The organism is Streptomyces sp. NPDC088707 (genome assembly GCF_044752725.1).
GTDB lineage: Bacteria > Actinomycetota > Actinomycetes > Streptomycetales > Streptomycetaceae > Streptomyces.
In genome coordinates this window covers 72,946-90,090 of the sequence record NZ_JBIVLV010000004.1, presented here as the reverse complement: position 1 = coordinate 90,090, position 17,145 = coordinate 72,946, and the positions used below count along the sequence as shown (strand labels likewise).

Genomic DNA, 17,145 nt, shown 5'->3' with positions numbered 1-17,145 from the left:
CCCGGCCCCGACGAGAGGTGGACAAGTGGCCCTCCACACACCCGTGGAGGGCCACTTCCGTCCGTTCCGTCCCCGATACTGCTGAGATGCCGCAGACGCCGCCCGCCGCGCTCCCCGAGCCGATATCGGCCGACCCGCCGCACCGCCCGGACCTCACCCTGCTCACCCAGTCCTGGCTCGACCTGGCCTTCCTGCACTGGGCCGTGGACCCCGCCGACGTGGCCCCGCTCCTGCCCGCCGGCACCGTCCCCGACACCCGCGACGGCGTCACCTACGTGGGCCTGGTCGCCTTCCGGATGCACCGGGTCGGCTGGCTCCGGCTCCCCCCGATCCCGTATCTCGGCACCTTTCCCGAGACCAACGTCCGGCTCTACTCCGTGGACGCCGACGGGCGCAGGGGTGTCGTCTTCCGCTCCCTCGACGCGTCCCGGCTGATCCCGGTGACCATCGGACGGTGGGCGTTCCGGATCCCGTACGTCTGGTCCAGGATGAGCATCCGGCACGACGGTTCCACCGTGACGTACACCAGCAGCCGTCGCTGGCCCGGCCCGCGCGGCGCGCGCAGCGCGATCAGTGTGGAGATCGGCGAGGCGGTGAGGGAACCCACCGCGCTCGAACACTTCCTGACCGCCCGCTGGGGCATGCACAGCTCGTACCGGGGGCGACCGCTCTACCTCCCGAACACCCACCCGCGCTGGACGCTGCACCGCGCCCGGCTGCTCACCTGCGACGAGACGCTGCTCAGCGCGGCCGGCCTGGAGCAGCCGCCCGGTCCGCCCGTGAGCGTGCTCTACTCGCCGGGCGTGCCGGTCCGCTTCAGCGCCCCGCCGCGGGAGTCGCGGGGCGTGTCGGTCCCGCGCCCCGGGGACGGGGGCCGGTAGGCGGCTCGCCCGCGGTCTCAGCGCGGGGCGATCCCCGCCTCCGCCGCCGCCTTGATCCGGGCGCCGAAACCGGGGGCGTCCTTGCGGGCTGCCGAGAGCGCCAGGCCGGCGAGGAGTCTGCCCACGCCATGGCCTTCGAGGACGTTGTAGATCCGGACCTGGGTCCGGCCGTCGGTGAGCGGCTCCAGGTCGTAGCCACCCTCACTCGCCGTGACGAGGTTCTTCGACACCTCGGCCCAGCGGATCTTCACGGGTGCTTCGAGGGCGGTGATGCGGAACTCCCTCGCGGTCTTCATCCCGGCGTCCTTGACGGTGCTCCGGAAGACGGTGCCCACGGCGGTCGGCGCGTCCGGGACCCGCTCGATCCTCAGCACCCGGGGGCTGAACTCCGGATCGTTGCGTCCGTCGGCGAGAAAGGCGAACACGTCCTCCACCGGCCGGTCGACCTCGAACGTCGCTTCGAACTGTCCTGTCATGGGCACCCCAGATCGGTCGAGCGGCGCCCCCGCCCGCGCCTGCGGCGACGAGGCGTTCACCCTCGTCGTGGCACCGCGACTGTCGTAGCGGCATCACGACCCTACGTGACCGCCGGCGGGCCCGCCCGGTGAGCGACGCGCTCCTCCAGTCGGTAGGTCTCCACCGCCGTGCCGCCGAAGACCGCCGCCCGCTCGCCCGGGCTCAGTGCCTCCGTGAGCTGCCGCGCCGTCGCGAGGGTCCGTCCGTACGACGCCGCGAGCGTGCACACCGGCCAGTCGGAACCGAACATCAGGCGGCTCGGGCCGAACGCGTCGAGCAGGGTGTCGGCGTACGGCCGCAGGTCCCGCACGGTCCAGCCGCGCCAGTCGGCCTCGGTGTGCAGGCCGGAGAGCTTGCCGGCGGTGTGGGGCAGGGCCGCGAAGGCGCGCAGGTGGGCGGCCCAGGGTTCGAGGTCTCCGCTCGCGACGGGCGGTTTCGCCGCGTGGTCGAGGACGAAGGTCAGCTCCGGCAGGTCTCTCGCGGTCCTCGTCGCGGCCGGCAGCTGGTGCGGGAGGATCACCAGGTCGTACGCGAGCCCGGCGGCGGCCACCGCGGTGAGGCCGTGGCGGACGTCGGGACGGAGCAGCCAGGCAGGGTCCGGTTCCGACTGGACCTGGTGGCGGATGCCCACGAGGCGTTCGCCGCCCGGCAGGGCGAGCAGCGCGGCCAGGGTGTCGGCGATGTCGGGCGCCGTCAGGTCGGTCCAGCCGACGACGCCGGCGATCAGGTCGCTGTCGCGGGCGGTGGCCAGCATCTCGGGTGTCTCGTCGGCGAGGGTGACCGTCTGGACGAGGACGGTGGCCGCCACCCCCGCCGGGGTGGTCTCGGCCCGCAGGTCGCGCTCCGTGAAGGTGCGGCGCAGGGGCGCGAGGGCGGGTCCGGTGATCCAGTCCTGGTCGCGCACGGACAGGTCCCAGAGGTGGTGGTGGGCGTCGACGACGAGGGGGCCGCGGAGGGTGCTCACAGGTGCCACACCACGGGCAGTCCCGCGTCCGCGCCGTCGCCGGAGTAGTCGTGGACGACCTCGAGGAGTTCGGCCATCCGGGCCTGCCACCCGACGTTGACCGGAAGTGTCTCCAGCTCGGCCAGGAGACGCGCGTAGTCCTCGCAGTCGAGCAGATGGAAGAGGTCGGTGCCGCTGCGCCAGATCGTCCAGGAGGTGCAGCCGGCGGCCCGGATCGCGCGGGTCAGCTCGGTGGGGACCTCGCGGTGCGCCTCCTCGTACGCGGCGATGCGGTCCGCGCGGACCCGGGTGTGCAGGGCGATTCTCATGGGTGCGCTCCAGAGGTGCCGGTGACGACCAGGACGGCGTCGAGGACGCGGGGGCCGTGGACGCCTTCGGCGCGTTGCGGTTCGATGTGGTCCGGGACCGGGGACAGGGCCCGGCGTCCGACGGCACGGTGGTCGGCTACACGTGCGGCGAGGAGTTCGACCGTGGCGGCGCCGGCGCCCGTCGCGGTCGTGCGGAGTCCGATCCTCATCGGCGCCTCACCCGCAGTCCGGGGCGGCATCGGACCCAGGGGTGTGGCGCTCGCGGCGCAGCTCCGCCCAGAGGGCCTCGGGTATCTCGCGGGCCAGCATGTCGGCGGCGTCCGTGACCTCGGCCGGGCTGCGCAGGCCGAGGAGGACGCCCGCCACAGCGGGATGGCCCAGTGGGAAGCGGGCTGCCACGGCCCTCAGTGGCACTCCGTGGCGCTCGCAGACCTCCCGCAGCCGAAGGGCCCTGGCCAGGGTCTGCGGCGGAGCCGCCGCGTAGTCGTACGTGGCGCCCGGCCGCGGATCCGCGAGGAGGCCCGAGTTGAACACCCCTCCGGCCACGACCGACACACCGCGGCGCTGCGCGGCCGGCAGGAGTTCGGCGAGGCCGCTCCGGTCGAGCAGGGTGTAGCGACCGGCGAGCAGGACGACGTCGATGTCGGTCTCGGTGACGAAGCGGGTGGGGATCGCGGTCTGGTTCATGCCCACGCCGATGGCCCGGACGACTCCCTCGGCCCGCAATCGTTCCAGCGCGGGGTACGCCTCGCGCAGTGCCTGGTCGGCGTGGTCGTCGGGATCGTGCAGGTACACGATGTCGACGCGGTCGAGCCCGAGCCGCTCCAGGCTCTCCTCCAGGCCGCGCCGGATGCCGTCCGCGCCGAAGTCCCAGACCCTGCGGTACGCGGCGGGTACCGCGAAGCCGTGGGCGAGGTCGTCGCCGGTCGCGCCGGGGTCGGGGACGAGGCGGCGCCCGACCTTCGTCGAGAGGGTATACGTGTCACGGGGCCGGTCCCGGAGGAAGGCGCCGAGCCGGCGCTCGGACAGGCCGAGGCCGTAATGGGGTGCGGTGTCGAAGGAACGGATGCCACGGTCCCAGGCGGTCGCGAGGGTCCGGTGGGCGTCCTCGTCGGTGACGGTGCTGTAGAGGTTGCCGATGCCGGCCGCGCCGAAGGCGAGGCGGGTCGTCCAGGCGCTGGTCCGGCCGAGGGGGACGCGGGTGAGGGGGACTCGGGCGAGGCCTGCGGGGTCGGCGGCGCGGGCGAGGCCTGCGGGGTCGGCGGCACGGGCGAGGCCTGCGGGGTCGGCGGCACGGGTAAGGCTCGCGGGGTCTGCGGCGCGGGCGAGGCTCGCGGGGTCGGCGGCGCTTCCGTCCGTGGCCCGTTCGCCGGCAGCCCGTTCTCTCGCGGCCGGTTCCTCTGCGGCCCGTTCGTCTGCGGCCCCGCCGCCGGCCGCCCGCTCGCCCGTGGCCCGCGTGTCGGCGCTCATGTGCCCGCCGGCCGGAGTCGGAGTCCCGCCATGCCGCCGTCGACGGCGAGGGCGGTGCCCGTCACCGAGGCCGCCGCCGGGGACGCGAGGTAGACGACGGCCGCCGCGACCTCGTCGGCGCCGACGAGCCGACCCGTGGGCTGGCGGGCGCCGAGTGCCGCGCGTTCGGCCTCCGGGTCCGGGGCCGCGTCGAGCAGGCGGGCGACCCACGGGGTGTCGACGGTCCCGGGGTTGACGCAGTTGACCCGGATTCCCTCCCGCACATGGTCGGCGGCCATGGCGAGGGTCAGGGAGAGGACCGCCCCCTTGCTCGCGGAGTACAGGGCCCGCTGCGGCAGGCCCGCGGTGGCGGCGATGGAGCAGATGTTGACGACGGCTCCGTGGTCCGAGCGGCGCAGGTGGGGCAGGGCGGCACGGGTGGTGCGGACGACGCCGAGGAGGTTGACGTCGAGGACGGCGTACCACTGGTCGTCGGGGTTGTCCTCGACCGTGCCGGCGGCGCCGATGCCCGCGTTGTTGACGAGGATGTCGATTCCGCCGAGTGTCGCGGCGGCCGCCGCGACGGCCTCGCGTACCGAGGTGTCGTCGGCGACATCCGCGCGGAACGCGGTGAGCGTGTCGTGGGCGGCCGCCGGTTCGAGGTCGAGGACGGCGACGGCGGCGCCCTGCGCGTCGAGGAGACGGGCGACGGCGCGTCCGATGCCGGAGGCGCCGCCGGTGACGATGGCGCGGAGCCCGGCGAGCGGGTGGGCGGTCATGCGATCACCTCCACGGTGGCTTCGTCGGCGAGCGCTCCCGCCAGATCGGCGGCCCAGAACGTGCCGTGGGGGTAGGCGAAGGTGGCGAGGGAGGCCTCGTGCATGTCGGCCGAGAAGCCGGGGGCGAGGGGCGCCGTGTAGGCGCCCTCGCGTATGACGGCCGGGTGGGCGAAGTGCTCGTGCAGATGGTCGACGAACTCGATGACCCGGTCGTCGGTGGTTCCGCTGAGCGCCACGAAGTCGAACATCGCGAGGTGCTGGACCAGTTCGCACAGTCCGACCCCGCCGGCGTGCGGGCAGACGGGCACCCCGAACTTGGCGGCGAGGAGCAGGATGGCGAGGTTCTCGTTCACGCCGCCGACCCGGGCCGCGTCGAGCTGGACGATGTCGACGGCGTTCGCCTGGAGGAGTTGCTTGAACACGATCCGGTTCTGTACGTGCTCGCCCGTCGCCACCTTGACGGGGGCGACGGCGGCCCGCACGCGCGCGTGCCCGAGGATGTCGTCCGGGCTGGTCGGCTCCTCGATCCAGTAGGGGTCGAACTCGGCGAGCGCCCGCGTCCAGTCGATGGCCTCGGTCACGTTCCACCGCTGGTTGGCGTCGACGGCCAGGCGGACGTCCGCGCCGACGGCCGCGCGGGCGGCGCGGCAGCGGCGGACGTCGTCCGCGAGGTCGGCGCCGACCTTCAGCTTGATCTGGGTGAAACCGGCCGCCACCGCTTCCTTGGCGAGTCGGGTCAGCTTCTCGTCGGAGTAGCCGAGCCAGCCGGGCGATGTGGTGTACGCGGGGTAGCCCCGGGCCCGCAGGACGCTTTCGCGCTCGCCCCGCCCGGCCTTGCCGCGCCTGAGGAGGTCGAGGGCCTCCTCGGGGGTGAGGGCGTCGGTGATGTAGCGGAAGTCGACCTGCGAGACGAGCCACTCGGGGTCGGCGTCGGCGAGCAGCTTCCACAGCGGCTTCCGCTGCCGCTTGGCGGCCAGGTCCCACACGGCGTTGACCACGGCCCCGACGGCCATGTGCATGACGCCTTTCTCGGGCCCGAGCCAGCGGAGCTGGCTGTCGCCGATCAGCGCCCGGCTGACGAGTCCGGGGTCGGCGCAGAGGTCCTCCACGGACCGGCCGATGACGTGGGGGCGCAGTGCTTCGATCGCGGCGACCTGGACATCGTTGCCACGCCCGATGGTGAAGGTGAAGCCGTGTCCCGTGGGGCCGTCGGGCTCGTTCGTACGCAGGACGAGGTAGGCCGCGGAGTAGTCGGGGTCCGGGTTCATCGCGTCGGATCCGTCGAGTTGGCGGGAGGTCGGAAAACGGATGTCGTAGGTGTCCATCGCGATGACCCGCGTGATGTCAGTGGACAACGGGGTTCCTTTCACACCTGGGCTGCCTGCTCGGTGTTCGGCTTCGTCTGCCCGAGCGACGCGGAGCAGCCCCAACCATCAGCACAGATCGGGTGATTGGCCTGTTGAGCGAGAACGATACGGCGAGCCCGAGAGGTGGGGCAAGTAGACATCGGATGTTTCTCGGACCTTGAGAACGGCACCACGAACGGCGCCGCGAGGGCCTCACGCACGGCACGCCGACGAGGGCGGGCGCCCCTCGGGGGCGCCCGCCCTCGTCGGACGCCAGGGGCGAAGGAGGCGGAGGAAGGTGCCGGGCCGGCAGCTCACCACACGCTGTCGAGCCAGCGGACGACGTTGGAGATGTGGATCGTCGCCCAGGCCTCCGCCGTCCTCGCGTCCCGGGCGGCGAGCGCGTCCAGGATCGCCCGGTGCTCCGCCAGGGTCCTGGCCACGGCGGTCTCCTCGGTGATGCCGCGCCACAGCCGCGCCCGCACGGTGGCCCCGGAGATGCTGTCGAGGAGCGAGCACAGCAGGGGAATCCCGGAGGCCGCGGCGATGCGCCGGTGGAACTCCAGGTCACTGGCCACGAGTTCGTCCAGGCTCGGGGCGTCACCGAGCCGGTCGAGGAGCTCCCCGAGCTCCCTGATCTCGTCCTCGGCGATGCGCTCCGCCGCCAGCGCCGTCGCCGCCGGCTCCAGGATGCCCCGTACCTTCAGGGCCTGGAGCGCCTGGTCGTCCTGGTGGAAGTCCAGGACGAACGACACCGCCTCCAGCAGCAGCGGTGGTTCGAGGCTGGAGACGTACGTGCCGTCGCCCTGCCGTACGTCGAGAATGTTCAGGAGGGACAGGGCCTTCACCGCCTCACGCAGGGAGTTGCGCGAGAGGCCGAGCTCGGCGGCGAGGTCGGCCTCCTTGGGCAGCCGGTCGCCCGGGCGGAGCGCTCCGGAGACGATCATCTCCTTGATCTTGCCGATCGCCTCGTCCGTGACTGCCAAGGCGTCCTCCTGTGCAAGGCCAAATACATCGGATGTGTCTGCTGGGCGCCCACCTTACTGCAGGGTCCGCGCCCCTCCCCCGTGCCCCTCCCCGCCCCCTTGTCCGTCAGCGGGCGTGGGGGCCCACGTCCGCCGGGGTCAGCGGTCGGCGGATCGGCGTCGCCGTCGCGTACTCGTCGGCACCGACATCGCGCACGCCGCCCCGCGCATCGCCGTCGATGTCATGGGTGACCGGCGCGGGGGACAGCGTGGCCGCGCCGATCGCCCGGCTCGTGCTCGACAGCCGGTACACCCCGTCGGAGCCCCGTACCAGGCGGGGATCGGCCCGCAGGAACCCGCCGGCGGGGATGTTCCCGTCGGCCGCCGCGCCGAACAGGATGTTGCTCTGCCAGGTGAAGCGGACCGTGGTCGCCATCTCGACCAGGCTGCCGGTCTGGCCGACAAGGAGGTTGTCGGCGACGGTGACGTCGCGGGGTTCGTGCGGGCGGTGGCTCTCGCCCGACAGTGCGCCGCCCGCGTTGTCGAGGAGGGTGTTGTGGGCGATGAGGACGCGGTCGGGTGCGTCGTTGCCCCGGCGGGCCTCGGCCGATTCGCCGGGGACGTGGTCGCGTTCCGTGCCGCTGCCGATGACCATCGCCCGCCCGCTGAGGCCGGCCAGGTAGTTGTTGACGATGACGTGGTCGTTGCCGTAGATCCGCACGCCCTCCTCGCCGCCGATGAGGTAGTTGCCGTCGACGAGGGTGCCGTTGCCGTGGCGCAGGACGATGCCGCCGAGGCTGTCGCGGATGGTGTTGTACCGGATGACGTTGTCGGAGCTCTTGACGGAGATGGCCTCGGGGTCGCCGTCGGCCCGCTCGAACAGGTTGTACTCCACGAGCGCGTGCGCGCTGGACAGGGCGCGGGGGCTGACGCCGAGGCGGATCGGTTCGCCGCCGTTGGCGCCGGTGAAGGTGTGGTCGGAGAAGTGGTTGCGGTGGACGTGCACGCCCTGGGCCATGGCCTCGCTGCCCGCGCCCTCGATGCCGAGGAAGATGCCGAGCGTGGTCTTGCCGTGGAAGTGGTTGCGGTCGATCACGGCCTCGTCGCCGCGCACCATGACCCAGTGCAGGCCCTCGATGTCCGCGAGCTGGAAGTCGTTGCGGGTGAGCCGGATGTACGTGCAGGTCGGCGGGATCTCCAGGGTGGTGCTCTGGCGGAAGGAGAAACCGCTCACGGTCACGTTGCTGGACGCGTCGAGGACGAAGCTCCGCTCGCCGCGCAGTACGGCGCCTCCCCGTGACGCGGCGACGATGGTGATGGGCGCGGTGCGGGAGCCGTGCTGGCCGGTGATGGTGAGGGGCTTGGCGGCGGGGACGGTGTAGGTGCCGTTCGCGACGACGATGCGGGTGCCGGGTCCCGCCGCGTCGATCGCGTCCTGGAGGTCGTCCAGGGAGCCGACGTCGACGGTGGGCCCCAGGGGGCGCGCGGGCTTGCGCCGGGCGGCGTCCGCGTACGCGGGGGCGGAGAGGGGCAGGACGGCGGCTGCCGCCCCTGCCGCGGTGCCGGCGAGGAACGTGCGTCGTTGCATGGTGCCTCCGTGATCGGTCGGACGAGTCGGATGAGTGGTACGCGTACGGCCCGTCACATCGAGGCGCCGGGCCCGGACGGGTCCGTCAGGTGCAGCTCGATGACGGGCACGGGTGTGTCGGGCCGCCGCACCGGGAGCCGGAGCGTGAGGGTGCCCGCCGGCTGGCCGCCCATCTGGGTGTTCATCGCCGGGCGGTCGGGGTCGAGCGGCTCCTGGAGGATCTCCGAGGCGTCGTTCAGGAGCTGGGCGTACCGCACCCGGCCCGCGAGACCGGGCAGGTGCAGATGGCGCAGCGGCCAGGAGAAGAGGTGGACGTAGAGCCGGTCGCCACGCTGGGTGTAGCGGCAGTCGGCGCTCGGCGTGTACGGGGAGGGGCCGCAGCCGCGTACGGACCGTTCGTGCAGGTCGGTCCAGCGGCCGATCTCGGCGAGTGCGGCGGTGTCGCGCGGGTCGAGGTCGCCCCGGCCGGTGGGGCCGACGTTCAGCAGCAGGTTGCCGCCCTTGGAGACGCCGTCGACGAGCATCCGGATCAGCAGGTCGGGGCTCTTGTGGTCGAGGTTGTCGCGGTCGTAGCCCCAGCTTCCGTTGAGGGTCTGGCAGGCCTCCCACAGGACGGGGCGGCCGCCGAGGGTCATCGGGGCGGACGGCTGGTACTGCTCGGGCGTGACGAAGTCCCCGGGGAGGCCGGCCCGGTCGTTGACCAGGATGCGCGGCTGGAGTTCGCGGACCATCGCCATGAGTCGCGGGGAGTCCCAGTCGTCGGGGCCTTTGCCGCCCCACCATTCGCGGCCCGCGTAGGAGAAGTCGAAGAAGAGGTAGTCGACGCGTCCGTACTCGGTGAGCAGTTCGCGGACCTGGCCGTGCAGGTACTCCTGGTACTCCCGGATGTCGCGGTCGGCCGCCGCGGCCTTGAACTCCTCGTCGTCGCGCTGCGGGTGCGTTCCGTCGACGGGGAACGACGGGTGGTGCCAGTCGATCAGGGAGTGGTAGAAGCCGACCTTGAGCCCTTCGGCGCGGCAGGCGTCGACGAAGGGTCCGACCAGGTCGCGGCCGTGGGGTGTCTTCGTCACCTTGTAGTCGGTGAGCCGGCTGTCCCAGAGGCAGAAGCCGTCGTGGTGCTTGGTGGTCAGGACGACGTACCGCATGCCGGCGGCCTTCGCCGTCCGCGCCCACCGGACCGGGTCGTAGCGGTCGGGGTCGAAGTGGTCGAAGTACACCTGGTACTGGTCGTCCGTCATCTTCTCCCGGGTCTTCACCCACTCGTGGCGCGCGGCGAGGGAGTAGAGGCCCCAGTGGACGAACATGCCGAAGCGGTCGTGGGTGAACCAGGTCGTGTCGGGCGAAGGGGCCGTGGGGCGGTCGGCGTCGGCGCTGGTGGAGGTCATGGGGCATCGTTCCTGTGCGGTGGGGAGGGGCGGGACGGGACGGCGAAGCGGTCAGGCCGGTTCGTGGACGTCCTCGCGGAGTCGCACGTCGGGGGCGACGCGGGCCAGGTAGCCGGTGTCGTCGCGGCGGGTGAGGCCGCACGCCAGGTACTGCTCGTGGAGCCGGTCCAGTGCGTCGCGGTCGAGTTCGATGCCGAGTCCGGGTGTGCGCGGGACGGTGATCGCGCCGTCGGCGAGGCTCCACGGTGAGGTGACGACGTCGTCCTCGGGCCGCTTCCAGGGCCAGTGGGTGTCCAGGTCGTGGGTGAGGGCGGGGGTGGCGGCGGCGAGGTGGACCATCGCGGCGAGGCTGATCCCGAGGTGGGAGTTGGAGTGCATGGACATCGCGACGCCGAAGTGGTGGCAGACGGCCGCCAGTTGCTGGGTGGCCTTGAGGCCGCCCCAGAAGTGGTGGTCGCCGAGCAGGACGCCGACGGCCCGGGCGGGGATCGCCTCGGTGAGGTGCTCCCAGGTGACCACGCACATGTTGGTGGCGAGGGGCATCGGGGCGGTCCTGGCGAGGTACGCCATGGCGGGGATGCCGGCGACCGGGTCCTCCAGGTACTCCAGTACTCCCGTCAGCTCGTCGGCCACCCGGGCGGCGGTCTCCGGGTCCCAGCTCGCGTTGGGGTCGAGGCGGAGCGGATGGTCCGGGAACGCCTCGCGCAGGGCACGGATCGCGGCGACCTCGTCGTCGGGAGGGAGGACGCCGCCCTTGAGCTTGAACGAGCGGAAGCCGAAGCGGTCCGCCAGGAGCCGGGCCTGCGCCACGAGTCCGGCCGGGTCGAGGGCCGGTCCCCACGCGTCCGGCTCGTGGCCGGGGTGCGCGGCCCATTTCGCGAACAGGTAGCCGCAGAAGTCGACGCGGTCGCGGGTGGCGCCGCCGAGGAGGTCGGACACGGGCCTGCCGAGGTGCTTGCCCTGGAGGTCGTGGCAGGCCACCTCGAACGGCGAGGTGACGCTCGCGACCGTCTTGGCCGCTCCGCCTGCGCCGATGAGGCCGTGGGCGTCGCGCGCCACCCGGCCGCCGACGATCGCGGAGGCTCTCCGGGAGAGTTCTTTGAGGTCGAAGGGGTCGAGGCCCGGCAGGTCGTCGGCGACGGCGCGGAGCAGTTCGAGGTGGGCGGCGTCGCCGTAGCTCTCGCCCAGGCCGTAGGCGCCGGTGTCGGTCCTGATCTCCACCACCGCGCGCAGGGCGTACGGCTCGTGGACGCCGACGGCGTTGAGCAGCGGCGGGTCGGCGAAGGCGACGGGGGTGACGACGACGGAGGTGACCTTCACGAGGCGACCGCCACGGCGGGGGCACCTTGTTCCGGCGCGAGTTCTGCGTCGGCGCCTTCCGTCACGGGGGAGCCGGCGCCGCCGCCCGTCACGTCGGCCAGGGCGCGCCGTCCCCGGGCCAGGAGGTCCTTCAGCTGGTCGACGTGGTCGGGTGCCGCGTCCACCAGCGGGGCTCGGACGTGGCCGACGTCGAGCCCGCGCAGGCGGGCTCCGGCCTTGACGAGGGAGACGGCGTAGCCGGGGACCTGGTCGCGGAGGGCGGTGAGCGGCAGGTAGAAATCGGCGAGGAGCCGGCCGGTGGTGGCGGTGTCGCCGGTCGTCAGGGCCGTGTGGAAGTGGCGGGCGATGTCGGGGGCGAAGCAGAGGACGGCGGAGGAGTAGTCGCGGATGCCGATGGCCCGGCAGGCGGTGGCGCTGACCTCGGCGGTGGGCAGTCCGTTGAGGAAGGCGAAGGTCTCGGCGCGGGGGTGGCCGCTGGTGCGTACGGCGGTGACCATGCGGGCCATCGAGTCCAGGTCGCCGTCGCCCTCCTTGATCCCGGCGACCTGGGGTACGGAGAGGAGCCTGAGGGCGGTGGAGACACCGATCCTGGCGAGGCCGCGCCGGTAGACGAGGACGGGGAGGTGTCCGGCGCGGGCGACGGACTCCACGTATCCGAGGTAGCCGTCCTCGGTGCCGCCGACGAGGTACGGGGGCAGCAGCAGGATCCCGTCGGCGCCCGCGTCCGTGGCGGCGGTGACGGCTGCCCGGGCGTTGCCGAGGCCTCCTCCGGCGCCGGCGTAGACGGGCACGCGGCCGGCGACGACGCATACGGCGTGCCGGACGACCTCGGCGTACTCGGCGGCGCTGAGCGAGGAGTACTCCCCCGTGCCGCAGGCGACGAAGAGTGCGGCGGGGCCGTGGGCGAGCTGGTCCTCGATGTGGTCGGCGAACACGCTCGTGTCCACCTCGTCGGCGGGGGTGAACGGCGTGAGCGGGAAGGACATCAGACCGGACGGGAGCACGGGAGGTGGTCCTTTCGGAGGGGTCGGCCGTTCGGGTCAGCCCTTGAGGGCGCCGCTGGACAGGCCGTGGACGAAGGAGCGCTGGAAGAAGAGGAAGACGATGACGGACGGCAGCAGGGCGAGCAGCGACGCGGCCATCACCACGCCGGGGGTGACGAGGGGGTCGACCCGCAGCGTGCGCAGGGCGAGCGGCAGGGTGTACGAGGAGGAGTCGGTGGCCACGAGCAGGGGCAGCAGGTACTGGTCCCAGATCATCGTGAAGCCGAAGACTCCGATGACGCCGAGTGCGGGCTTGCACATGGGGAGGATGATCTGCGCGAAGATCCGCAGGTCTCCGGCGCCGTCGATGCGCGCCGCCTCCTCCAGCTCCTTCGGTACCTCCTTCATGAACTCGGTCATGACGAGGATGGAGAACGCCCAGGCGCCGACGGGCACGATCATGCCGGCGAGGGAGCCGATCAGGTCGATGTGGACGACCGGCAGGTCGGCGAGGATCACGGAGAGCGGGATGGCCAGGATCTCCTCGGGCAGCATCAGCGTGGCCAGGATCGCGACGAACGCGAGGGTCATGCCGCGGAACCGCTTCCTGGCGAGGGCGTAGCCCGCGAGGACGGAGACGGCGACCTGGAGCAGCAGTCCGAAGCCGACGACGAAGAACGAGTTGAGGAGGTACTTCAGGACGCCTTGGTCGAAGGCGACGGTGAAGTTGTCGACGGTGGGGTCGGAGGGGACGACGCTGAGCTGGGTGGGGTCCTTGACGTGGTTGAAGGCGCTGACGAGCAGGGCGAGCAGCGGTCCCGCGAAGACCACGAGCACGAGGAGGTACGTGAGGACCTTCAGGGCGCGGCCTGCGGCGCTGCGGCTCTCGGTCAGCCCGAGGGCGGTCTCGGTCGGCGCGCTCATTCGTTGCCCCTCCGTCGGAACAGGTGGACGCCGACCGTGAGGAGCAGCGTCGCCAGGAACAGCAGGACGGCTCCGGCGGCGCCGACGCCGAGCCGGTTCTGTTCGAGGCCCAGTTTGTAGATCACGGTCATGACGACTTCGGTCGAGCCGTCGGGGCCGCCGTTGGTGAGCAGGAAGACCTCGGTGAAGACGCGCAGGCCCCGGATGGCGGCGAGGATGAAGAGGATGGTGAGGACGGCGCGCAGGCCGGGGAGCGTCACGTGGCGGATGCGCTGGAACCTGGAGGCTCCGTCGACCTTGGCGGCCTCGTACAGTCCGCGGTCCACTCCGGCGAGACCCGCGAGGAAGATCATCATGTCGTAGGGGGCGCCCCGCCAGATGCCGGTGAGCATGAGGGAGGCCATCGAGGTGTCGGGGTCGTTGATGAATCCCGACGGGCCGAACCCCACGAGTCCGAGGAGGGAGTTGAGCATGCCGTCCTCGGTGGGGTGGTACATGATCCGCCAGAGTTCGGCGACGACCGCGATCGGCACGACGACGGGGAGGAAGGCGGCCGAGCGGACGAAGCCGAGCTTGCGGCCCTGTCCTTCCATGAGGAGGGCGAGGGTGAGGCCGAGGAGCATCGAGCCTGCGGTCTGGCCGACGGCGAGGACGACGGTGTGCCAGGCGGCCTCGCGGAAGCCGTCCGAGGAGAGCACGGTGGCGTAGTTCTCGCCGCCGACCCACCGGTTGCCGAGGTAGGGCTGGACTTCCTGGAAGGACATGGTCAGCGCGCTGGCCATGGGGATGAACTTGAAGTAGAGGAAGAGGATCAGGGCCGGGGCGAGAAAGAGCCACGGAGTCCACCAACGGCCGCCGCGGCGGTTCCTCACGCGGCGGGAGACGGGCGGCGCGCCTCCTCCTCGCGCGGTCGGCGCCTGCCCGCGCCGGGCGGGCGGGGTGGAGCCGGCCGCCGGGTCCGCGGCCGTCTTCACCTGGTCGAGGCTCGTCATCCGGCGATTCCCTGCTCCTGGAGGATCCCGGCGAGCTTCGTGTCGAGTTCACGCAGCTTCTCGCCGAGGTCGAGGGAGCAGTCGGCCATCAGCGCGTTGACGGTCTCGGCGGTGGTCTGCCGTACGGGGGTCCAGTTGGGGATGGAGGGGGCGTAGCGCCCGGAGGAGCGGTAGACGTCGGCGTACGTCTTCCAGCGGAGGTCGGGGCGTACCTCGGTGACGTCGACCGTCTTGTTCACGGGGAGCTGGACGGTGGAGCCGTCGACGCCCTCCATGCCGATCTTCTGGCCCTCGGCGGAGATGGCGTATCCGGCGAACGCGTCCTGTCCGGCGTGGTTCTCCGAACCGGCCATGAGATAGACGGTGCCGCCTTCGGCGAGCACGGTGGCGTCCTTCGGTCCCCTGGGCATGGGGACGACCTCGTACTTGTCCTTGCCGAGGGACTTGTCGAAGCGGGGCATGAGGTAGGGGCCGACGACGAACATGCCGGTCCTGCCCGCTTCGAACGTCTCGTTCGTCGGCGGGGTGTCCATGGTGACGGCGCCGGGCTGGACGACCTTCCGGTCGCAGCCGAGGGCGCGGAACCAGCGCATGGCCTCCGTCGACTCCTTGCTCGTCATCGACGGTCTGTACGTGCCCTGGCCGGCCTCGGTGATGAAGTCCCCGCCCGCGGCCCAGAGGAAGTTGGAGAAGTACCAGGAGGCGTAGCCGCGTTTGGTCGACAGCGGGGCGGCGAGGCCGTAGGTGTCCTGCCTGCCGTTGCCGTCGGGGTCGCGGGTGGTGAAGGCGGTGGCGAGCGCGGCGAGGTCGTCCCAGGTCTTCGGGGCCTCCAGTCCCAGGTTCTCGCGCCAGTCCTTGCGGAGGAGGAGGGCACCGGCCTGGGCGGAGTACGGGATGCCGTACTGCTTTCCGTCGACGCTCTTGCCGGAGTTCAGGCCCTGCTCGACGAGGTCCCCACTGTTCTTGATCTTGTCCAGGTCGATCTCCCTGAGGAGCCCCTGGCTGTGCATCGCGCCGAGCTGGGTGACGTCGTTCATGACGATGTCGGGCAACTGCCGCTGGGCGGCTCGCTGCTGGAGCTTCGTCTCGAAGTCGTCGAAGATCGCCGTGACCTTGACCTTGTGCCCGGTGGCCTTCTCGAAGCCTGCGACCAGCCGCAGGGTGGCCTTCTCCCCGGGGCCGCCGGGTGTCGTCCTGGTCCACAGCTCCAGTTCCGCCGTGGAGTCCTGCTTGGCGTCCGCCCCGGCAGGACCGGACGTACAGCTCGTCAGGGCCAACGCCGAGGCGAGAAGACCCGCACCGATCCATCGCGTTCTCTGCATGACAACTCCTGTTCGCCGCCCTCGGCAGCTGGCCTGTAAGCGCTTGCCGGGGACGCTAACGCTCGGCCGAACGAGGGTCAATAGTCCGATGAATGAAAAGAGTTGGAACGAAGGAAGGTGCTGGATGACGCGTCCCCGTCGAGGCTCTCATCACCCTCTTGAGCAGTCAGGGAGCAGGGTGGGGAGGCGAAGCGCTTCGCCTGGACGCGGGGAGCGCTCCCGAGGGGCATCGCTCAGACATCGATCAAAGCTCCGATGTCTGAGCGGACGCGAGGGCTCGGGCCGCGGGAAACAGGCCAGGCTACGCCCGGGTCGAGGCCTGGGCGGGTGCGACGGCGTGCCGCAGGGGCTCGCCGCGTACCAGCCGCCGCAGTTCGTCGCGTACGAGCTCACCCAGGCGGGCGCGCTCCCGGCCCATGGCACCGGCCAGGTGCGGGGTGAGCAGCACGTTCGGCAGCGTGAAGAGCGGCGAGTCGGGGGCGGGCGGTTCGGGCCAGGTCACGTCGAGCACGGCGGTGAGATCGGGCCGGTCACGGAGCACTCCGATCACCTCCGGCTCGTCCAGCACGGCCCCGCGGGCCGTGTTGACCAGGGTCGCGCCCTCGGGAAGGAGCGCCATCAGCCGCCCGCCCACGAGGCCTTCGGTCTCGGGCAGGAGGGGGGCGTGGACGCTCACGACGTCACAGGAGGCGAACAGCTCGTCGATGCCCGCCAGTCGGACACCCAGTTCCCCGGCGGCGGCCGGATCGATCACCGGGTCGAAGGCGAGCACCTCGACGCCGAAGGCCCGCAGGTGCCGGGCGACGAGCCGGCCGATCTCGCCCAGTCCGAGCAGGCCCACGCGGGAGCCGTACCCTCCGGACACCCGCGGGTCGTGCGGGAAGCGGCGGGTGACCGTCACCTCGCGACCGAGGCGGTGGACCTGCTTCAGGCCGAGCAGGATCTGGGCGAGGCTGAACTCGGCGACGGGGACGGCGTTGGCCGCGGCCGCGGAGACGACGGGGATGCCGCGCGCCCAGAACTCCGGTGGCGTGAGGTGCCGTACCGAACCGGCCGCCACCATCACCGCGTTCAGCCTCGGCGCATGGCGGAGCAGCGCCGCGTCGAGCACCGGGGCTCCCCAGCCGGTGAGCAGGACGTCGACCCCTTCCAGCACCCCGGGGTCCGCAAGGAGGGCGTCCCGGGTGAGGGCGGGGGCGCGCCAGCGCCCCAGGCGTCCGATGTCCTCCAGGACGTGAGCCGGATAGACATCGGCTCTGCGCTCCTCCTCCATGACCAGTAGGACGTGGGGCGTTGTTGTCGCAGCTGCCATCGGCTCGGCCTCCTGGGGCGTGGCGGTATCGGCGGGCCACACGATACATCGGAGGACAAACCTGATCCGGTGAAAGGGCTGGACAAAAGTGTGGGCGATTGCTTGCATTCC

At 72.0% G+C, this 17,145-nt stretch carries 17 protein-coding genes; 1 reads left to right on the top strand and 16 read right to left on the bottom strand.

Features of this window, described 5'->3' with window-relative positions:
* Positions 1 to 86: 86 nt before the first annotated feature.
* Positions 87 to 881: a YqjF family protein gene (locus ACIP84_RS14340; RefSeq protein ID WP_401798051.1), complete on the top strand. Its 795-nt coding sequence runs from the start codon at positions 87 to 89 to the stop codon at positions 879 to 881.
* 17 nt (positions 882 to 898) lie between these two features.
* Here ACIP84_RS14340 and ACIP84_RS14335 read toward each other — a convergent pair whose 3' ends face one another.
* The 16 genes from ACIP84_RS14335 to ACIP84_RS14260 form a co-directional block, all read right to left on the bottom strand.
* Entirely contained in the window at positions 899 to 1,357 is a 459-nt protein-coding gene (locus ACIP84_RS14335; protein WP_401798050.1) for an SRPBCC family protein, read from the bottom strand.
* 101 nt (positions 1,358 to 1,458) lie between these two features.
* On the bottom strand, positions 1,459 to 2,370 hold the full coding sequence (locus ACIP84_RS14330) for an amidohydrolase family protein (RefSeq protein ID WP_401798049.1): 912 nt from the start codon (positions 2,368 to 2,370) through the stop codon (positions 1,459 to 1,461).
* Complete coding sequence (locus tag ACIP84_RS14325) at positions 2,358 to 2,669, bottom strand: L-rhamnose mutarotase (RefSeq protein ID WP_401798048.1); 312 nt, start codon at positions 2,667 to 2,669, stop codon at positions 2,358 to 2,360. Before ACIP84_RS14325 ends, ACIP84_RS14330 begins: the two co-directional genes overlap by 13 nt.
* Entirely contained in the window at positions 2,666 to 2,878 is a 213-nt protein-coding gene (locus tag ACIP84_RS14320; RefSeq protein WP_401798047.1) for a hypothetical protein, read from the bottom strand. The genes ACIP84_RS14325 and ACIP84_RS14320 overlap by 4 nt, the downstream gene beginning before the upstream one ends.
* Before the next feature lie 7 nt (positions 2,879 to 2,885).
* Positions 2,886 to 4,139 carry an aldo/keto reductase gene (locus ACIP84_RS14315; protein WP_401798046.1) on the bottom strand — a complete coding sequence of 418 codons (1,254 nt, stop codon included), beginning with the start codon at positions 4,137 to 4,139 and terminating at the stop codon, positions 2,886 to 2,888.
* Positions 4,136 to 4,897 carry an SDR family NAD(P)-dependent oxidoreductase gene (locus tag ACIP84_RS14310; protein WP_401798045.1) on the bottom strand — a complete coding sequence of 254 codons (762 nt, stop codon included), beginning with the start codon at positions 4,895 to 4,897 and terminating at the stop codon, positions 4,136 to 4,138. The genes ACIP84_RS14315 and ACIP84_RS14310 overlap by 4 nt, the downstream gene beginning before the upstream one ends.
* Positions 4,894 to 6,222: an enolase C-terminal domain-like protein gene (locus ACIP84_RS14305; RefSeq protein ID WP_355968094.1), complete on the bottom strand. Its 1,329-nt coding sequence runs from the start codon at positions 6,220 to 6,222 to the stop codon at positions 4,894 to 4,896. The genes ACIP84_RS14310 and ACIP84_RS14305 overlap by 4 nt, the downstream gene beginning before the upstream one ends.
* Positions 6,223 to 6,557: 335 nt before the next feature.
* Entirely contained in the window at positions 6,558 to 7,229 is a 672-nt protein-coding gene (locus ACIP84_RS14300; protein WP_401798044.1) for a FadR/GntR family transcriptional regulator, read from the bottom strand.
* A gap of 106 nt (positions 7,230 to 7,335) precedes the next feature.
* Positions 7,336 to 8,796 (bottom strand): polysaccharide lyase 6 family protein, encoded by a 1,461-nt coding sequence (locus ACIP84_RS14295; RefSeq protein ID WP_401798043.1) that lies wholly within the window; start codon positions 8,794 to 8,796, stop codon positions 7,336 to 7,338.
* Positions 8,797 to 8,849: 53 nt separating this feature from the next.
* On the bottom strand, positions 8,850 to 10,181 hold the full coding sequence (locus tag ACIP84_RS14290) for an alpha-L-fucosidase (RefSeq protein ID WP_401798042.1): 1,332 nt from the start codon (positions 10,179 to 10,181) through the stop codon (positions 8,850 to 8,852).
* Positions 10,182 to 10,232: 51 nt separating this feature from the next.
* Entirely contained in the window at positions 10,233 to 11,501 is a 1,269-nt protein-coding gene (locus tag ACIP84_RS14285) for an enolase C-terminal domain-like protein (RefSeq protein WP_401798041.1), read from the bottom strand.
* On the bottom strand, positions 11,498 to 12,505 hold the full coding sequence (locus ACIP84_RS14280) for a 5-dehydro-4-deoxyglucarate dehydratase (protein WP_401798040.1): 1,008 nt from the start codon (positions 12,503 to 12,505) through the stop codon (positions 11,498 to 11,500). The genes ACIP84_RS14285 and ACIP84_RS14280 overlap by 4 nt, the downstream gene beginning before the upstream one ends.
* A 36-nt stretch (positions 12,506 to 12,541) precedes the next feature.
* Positions 12,542 to 13,408, bottom strand: coding sequence for a carbohydrate ABC transporter permease (locus tag ACIP84_RS14275; protein WP_355968058.1), 867 nt, complete (start codon positions 13,406 to 13,408; stop codon positions 12,542 to 12,544).
* On the bottom strand, positions 13,405 to 14,400 hold the full coding sequence (locus ACIP84_RS14270; protein ID WP_401798039.1) for a carbohydrate ABC transporter permease: 996 nt from the start codon (positions 14,398 to 14,400) through the stop codon (positions 13,405 to 13,407). The genes ACIP84_RS14275 and ACIP84_RS14270 overlap by 4 nt, the downstream gene beginning before the upstream one ends.
* Complete coding sequence (locus tag ACIP84_RS14265) at positions 14,397 to 15,722, bottom strand: ABC transporter substrate-binding protein (RefSeq protein ID WP_401798038.1); 1,326 nt, start codon at positions 15,720 to 15,722, stop codon at positions 14,397 to 14,399. Before ACIP84_RS14265 ends, ACIP84_RS14270 begins: the two co-directional genes overlap by 4 nt.
* A gap of 301 nt (positions 15,723 to 16,023) precedes the next feature.
* A complete protein-coding gene (locus tag ACIP84_RS14260) occupies positions 16,024 to 17,034 on the bottom strand; it encodes a hydroxyacid dehydrogenase (RefSeq protein ID WP_401798037.1) in 1,011 nt (336 codons plus the stop codon).
* Positions 17,035 to 17,145 lie beyond the last annotated feature (111 nt).